The organism is Dyella sp. ASV21 (genome assembly GCF_016428975.1).
GTDB lineage: Bacteria > Pseudomonadota > Gammaproteobacteria > Xanthomonadales > Rhodanobacteraceae > Dyella.
Map to the genome: position 1 here is coordinate 1 of NZ_JAELTT010000326.1, position 317 is coordinate 317.

1 pseudogene is annotated in these 317 nt (G+C 77.6%); it reads left to right on the forward strand.

Annotated features, from left to right (window positions below):
* Positions 1-130 (forward strand): annotated as a pseudogene (locus tag JHD67_RS21810) (hypothetical protein); the annotation flags it as partial.
* Between the last annotated feature and the right edge of the window lie 187 nt (positions 131-317).

The following is a 317-nucleotide window of genomic DNA, read 5'->3' on the forward strand; positions in this document are numbered from 1 at the left end:
CATCGGCATCCAGCCGGACGTACTGCTGTGCCGCTGCGAACAGCCGCTGCCCGATGGCGAGCGCCGCAAGATCGCGCTGTTCACCAACGTGCCCGAGAACGCCGTGATCAGCGCGGCCGACGTGGACCTGTCTCTTATACACATCTCCGAGCCCACGAGACCCGTGACCGAATCTCGGTTGGCGGCGTGGGCGTGTAAAAGGGGGGGGGGGGGGGGGGGGGGGGGGGGGGGGGGGGGGGGGGGGGGGGGGGGGGGGGGGGGGGGGGGGGGGGGGGGGGGGGGGGGGGGGGGGGGGGGGGGGGGGGGGGGGGGGGGGG